We start from the raw sequence: 4,284 nt of genomic DNA on the forward strand, positions 1-4,284 counted from the left end.
CACCGTCAGACGGCGATCAACACACCGAAACGGAGGTCGCCTGAAACACCCCGATCCACAGGTATTGACAATTGCTCCCAATCGGCCGAGGCTCGGTCGAGTACCGCCCACTCCAGGCTGATGGCGTAAGTCGATGAATAAGACATCTGTGGGGCAACGCTTTTGGGTAGATCTGTTCGATTGCCGCAATCAGGCCCTTGGCGCCGTCAAAGACGACCAGCAGCGGACAGCCAAGGCCGCGTTCGCGCAGATCGGTCAGGAAATCGGCACACGCCGGTCGACTCGCCGGTCCCGGGGGTCAACCCAACGAACACCGGCTTGCCCTCGGTAGTGATGCCCCAGGCGGCCAACATCGGCTCGGCCGGTGACCCGGGGTGCATCCGAAAGAAGCTGGCGTCTAAAAACAAGTAGTCCAGCGTGATCTCGTCGAGTCGGCGACGCGCCCACGACTGGTATTCGGCTCGAATCGCCTTGCACACTTCCAGCACCGTGGATTTGGAGATCGCGGCCGGATCACCGAGTGTTTCACCAGGGTGGCCTCCACGTCGCGCACCGACAGCCCGCGCACGAACGAGGCGATCACCAGCGTCTCCAGCGCGTTGGTTTTCGTCACGTGCTTGCTGAACAACCGCGACGCGAACGCTGCGGTCCTGCCGCGCACCTTTGACCGCTCCAGCGTGACCGGCCCGGTGATGGTTTTGACCGTCACCGGCCGATACCCGTTGCGTGAACCGTCGTTAGCGTCGGGACAGGCGGCGGTGCGTTGGTAGCGTTCGCGGCCAAGGAACTCGGTGACCTCGGCCTCCAGGGCCGCCTGCATCAAAGCTGGGCGCCCAGGCGGGCGACTTCTTCAAGGATCTCCGGCAGCTCGCGATCCTCGCCAAACAAGGCGTGGATCTTGGTGCGGATACGGTCGATGGGCTGATACTCGAACAGGCACGGGCGCGACTCCTTCTTCACAGACTTGCAGGTCGTGAAGCGGAACCTACGCCCGTCCTCCCTATTTACACCGGATTCCGGACACAACCCCGCTAACGTCCACTGTGGTCATGCCATCTCGTCACGCAGGACGACAGGCAACGGCCGCACCGGGAGAAACTGGGAACTTTCACTTAGCGCCATCAAAGACGCTGCACAGCCGGCGCGCTCGGCCATCGGCTCGCCGGCACGATCGCGGGCCATCAGATCTGAATCTCCACTAAGCCAGTGGGCTTCCCTGATGAGTCGGTGTTAACATTTTGTTCAACCCCTTGTGTGGCATGATAAATTCCACCAATTCGGCGAAAGGGCTGGTCGCCAACGCACATGACAGTCGCTCACAGTCGCGGTAAAGGAGATCAACGTCGGGAGAGGATTCTCGCGGCGGCCGCGCAGCAGATCGCCGACCGCGGATACCACGCGGCGTCGATGGCGGATATCGGCGATTCTGCTGGTGTCGTCGGTCCGGCGATCTATCGTCACTTCGACAGCAAAGCAAGCTTACTGACGGCACTCTTCGAGCAGGTGATCGATTCCCTGCTGCGACGCGCTTCTTTGATTGTGGAGAAAAGTAAAAGCGAGACCGAGGCGCTGACAGCGCTAGTGGCAGACCACGTAGCCCTCGTCTTGGATCAACGCGAGCTTGCCATCGTCTACTACCGTGAACTTCACAATCTCACTGCGCAGCACCGCAGCCGGTTGCGCCGCAAACAACGTCTGTATCTTGAGGAGTGGGTGCACGTACTGAGTGAGTTGCGTCCCGAACTAGACGAAATCGGCCTACGTGTCGTAGTGCACGGAGCGATCGGCGCCATCCAGTCGACGCTTCAGTACGGTGAAACCGGGATGGCGACCGAGCGCACAACTGCGCTACTGACTCAAATGGGTCACGCTGTACTTGGCGTCGACCCGCTGTAACCGAGACGACGTGCGTCGGCCACTCAGCTACGGGCCGACGGACTTCTGCGATCCATCTGCTTCGAACAATTCTCGGCTCCAGTATTCCAAGACCGCGGTACTATCCCAGTCGTCTGGATGGAAGCCGCGTTGCGTGTAAGAGCGAAAGCGCCGCAGTGCGTCCGCAGTAAAAATCGGGCTACGGGAAAATCGATAGAGGCTGCGCAACAGGCGAATGGGATTGTAGGACGCGCGATCTGCGGCCATTGAAAGGGCCGTATGGGCGAACAACTCGGCGAAAAGGATTACCGAAGCGATGCGCATGCCGCGGATACGCATCTGCTCGGTGCCCCCGATTGTTTGATAGACATCGAAAGCCACCGCCTTATGTTCGGACTCTTCAAACGCATGCCAAAGAAGAATCGATCTCACTTCGCCATTGCCGATGAGTTGGCGGGCGCTTTCGCTAGTGAGGATTATCTCCGCCAGTGTTGCGGTATAATGCTCTAACGCTGAGGTCAGTGACAGTCGCATCGCTGGAGAAAGACGCTTTTCGAGTCGCTCTATCAGCCTGCCTACGTGGCGGTCAATACGCGCGGTGGGATATCCCATGGTCTGAAGGCGCTCGTTCAATAGTCGATGCTGGTATCGGTGCGTCGCTTCTTGGCCCACAAAGCCTTTTACCGCCTCTTGCAGGCTTGCGTCGATCACCGAAGTTCGGAATTGGCGCACTGATCGTATGAAGAAATCTTCTCCCTCCGGAAACGTCGCCGATAGTACGGCTATGAAATGACTCATCACAAGATCGTCGTCTACGAAATGCTGTCGGCGATTCCCTGACGGCATCGCAAACGTCACTCGTCGTGGTGTTGGTAGAACGCGAGTATTCCGAGAAGCTTTGTCTTCAAGCATGTTCGCTCTGACCTTTCGGGAGGAGGCAGCTCTGTGTGTCCGACCTGACGGCGCGGCACGTTTACAGATATATATTGAAAGTAAATATATCGACAGAAGTGCCCTTTTGCAAGCGTAGTCTTATGTGTGCATGGCGGTGTCGGCTCGGTCTAGAAGTGAGCGGGCGGGTGGCCCAGGATCGACTACATTTTGGGCAAGTCGAGCCACCCAAACTGCAGCCGGTGTGACACTCCTACGGGAATCGGCTTGGCGGTGTCGGCGGCAACTGAATCGTGACCAGAGCGCGCGACACTGATCAGAATTCAGTTGCTGTTGAGAGGCGGCCCCAGAGGATGAAGTACGAGCATGTGGGTAGGGCAATCAACTCTTCGGCGCCCCCAACTCTTCGCTGACCGTCGCCGCGCATTTTGCGTCTCGCGACGAGACCGGGCTGAGACCAGGGTTTGAACTCGGATCGGCCGACCATGCCCCAGTGAAATCTGCTGTACGCCTCGTATTTTCAATGCACGCGTGAAGTGATGAGTTAGAGTCGACGCTGTTTCTGACGACGCCATCGGCAAGTGCTTACTCGGCCTGCTTGTGCCTAAAAGTGCATAGTTGAAGCTGGCAGAGGCATCGGCAGCGATCTGTTGCCTTCGGAGAGTGCCTCTTGAACAGCTGATCTCATTGACTATGCGGCCTTGGACAATAGCGGTGCAACGGTGGCGGTGGCCGCCAGTGCCTCGCGCGTGACAGGCCGATCATTGATCCACCGCTATCGCGGGGCCAGATAGCGCAGTGCTACCTGCGAGATTCGCCGCCCGGTGGTGTGGGCGTCGGCGGCTGGCAGCACGAGGTGGCTGACGGTGAGCCGGACCAGTACGTCGGCCACTTCATTGACGTCCTCGGGATCGAGCTGGTCGAAGTGCTCGCCGAACCACGCGATTAGCGCGGCCGATGACAACTCAAGCAGTGATGCGGATGTGGGCAACAGCGGAAGGACACCGGTTGCGCTGTCGCGTGTCCCCGTTGTAGTTGTACGGGTCGATGTCAACGCGGCTTTCAGCAGAGGACTGGCCTCAGCTTCCTTGAGCGTGTACTCCACGGCGGCGGTGATTCCACCACCGATATCACCGGTATGCGATGCAAGGACGGCGTGAATTCCTTCCAAGAAGAGCTGACCTTCAGTGACAACCAATGCGTCGCCTAGGCCCTGCTTGTCGGTGAATTCCTTGTACAGAGTTGGGCGAGATACGCCGACGAGCTCTGCAACCTCGCTCATTCGGACTCGCTCCCACCCTTTCTCGATCGTGAGTTCTCGGGCCGCCCGCAACACCTCGTCGCGCATGTGTCGGCGGAATGACATCCGCATGGATTCTGTGGGCATGTGAGCAGGATAAACGCGACGGCGCCGGACGCCGCATCAGAGTGGTTGATCAAGGAGCTAGTGTCTTGAGTCATTAATTCGAGTGCAGTAGTTCCCGATGCTGGCTAGGATTTGGTCGGCGGTCTTCGTCC

The 4,284-nt window shown here is 58.9% G+C and carries 7 protein-coding genes; 1 reads left to right on the forward strand and 6 read right to left on the reverse strand.

All coding sequences use genetic code 11. The features are described from left to right. Nucleotides 1-16: 16 nt before the first annotated feature. The 4 genes from ACJH7A_RS30050 to ACJH7A_RS30065 are packed head-to-tail and all read right to left on the reverse strand — an operon-like array spanning nt 17 to nt 960. The gene (locus tag ACJH7A_RS30050; RefSeq protein WP_406803284.1) at nt 17-259 is read right to left on the reverse strand and encodes a transposase; all 243 of its coding nucleotides are present in this window, start codon (nt 257-259) and stop codon (nt 17-19) included. Beyond that, nucleotides 207-488, reverse strand: coding sequence for a hypothetical protein (locus tag ACJH7A_RS30055; protein ID WP_406785141.1), 282 nt, complete (start codon nt 486-488; stop codon nt 207-209). The genes ACJH7A_RS30050 and ACJH7A_RS30055 overlap by 53 nt, the downstream gene beginning before the upstream one ends. After that, a complete protein-coding gene (locus tag ACJH7A_RS30060) occupies nt 398-820 on the reverse strand; it encodes a transposase (RefSeq protein ID WP_318986926.1) in 423 nt (140 codons plus the stop codon). The genes ACJH7A_RS30055 and ACJH7A_RS30060 overlap by 91 nt, the downstream gene beginning before the upstream one ends. Continuing rightward, nucleotides 820-960, reverse strand: coding sequence for a hypothetical protein (locus ACJH7A_RS30065; protein ID WP_318986925.1), 141 nt, complete (start codon nt 958-960; stop codon nt 820-822). The genes ACJH7A_RS30060 and ACJH7A_RS30065 overlap by 1 nt, the downstream gene beginning before the upstream one ends. A 345-nt stretch (nt 961-1,305) precedes the next feature. Between ACJH7A_RS30065 and ACJH7A_RS30070 the strand changes: the two genes are divergently transcribed. Continuing rightward, nucleotides 1,306-1,896: a TetR/AcrR family transcriptional regulator gene (locus ACJH7A_RS30070; RefSeq protein ID WP_318986924.1), complete on the forward strand. Its 591-nt coding sequence runs from the start codon at nt 1,306-1,308 to the stop codon at nt 1,894-1,896. Nucleotides 1,897-1,923: 27 nt separating this feature from the next. Here ACJH7A_RS30070 and ACJH7A_RS30075 read toward each other — a convergent pair whose 3' ends face one another. Both ACJH7A_RS30075 and ACJH7A_RS30080 read right to left on the reverse strand, forming a co-directional pair. Next, the gene (locus ACJH7A_RS30075) at nt 1,924-2,787 is read right to left on the reverse strand and encodes a metal-dependent hydrolase (RefSeq protein ID WP_071288462.1); all 864 of its coding nucleotides are present in this window, start codon (nt 2,785-2,787) and stop codon (nt 1,924-1,926) included. Between the two features lie 754 nt (nt 2,788-3,541). Then, nucleotides 3,542-4,114, reverse strand: coding sequence for a TetR family transcriptional regulator (locus tag ACJH7A_RS30080; protein ID WP_318986952.1), 573 nt, complete (start codon nt 4,112-4,114; stop codon nt 3,542-3,544). Between the last annotated feature and the right edge of the window lie 170 nt (nt 4,115-4,284).

The organism is Mycobacterium sp. SMC-17, assembly GCF_045310915.1.
GTDB lineage: Bacteria > Actinomycetota > Actinomycetes > Mycobacteriales > Mycobacteriaceae > Mycobacterium.

Bases quoted from the DNA above. Each gene is read 5' to 3' on its own strand.
- ACJH7A_RS30060 (WP_318986926.1), bottom strand. From the start codon at position 820: ATGCAGGCGGCCCTGGAGGCCGAGGTCACCGAGTTCCTTGGCCGCGAA.
- ACJH7A_RS30070 (WP_318986924.1), top strand. From the start codon at position 1,306: ATGACAGTCGCTCACAGTCGCGGTAAAGGAGATCAACGTCGGGAGAGG.
- ACJH7A_RS30075 (WP_071288462.1), bottom strand. From the start codon at position 2,787: ATGCTTGAAGACAAAGCTTCTCGGAATACTCGCGTTCTACCAACACCA.
- ACJH7A_RS30080 (WP_318986952.1), bottom strand. From the start codon at position 4,114: ATGCGCGACGAGGTGTTGCGGGCGGCCCGAGAACTCACGATCGAGAAA.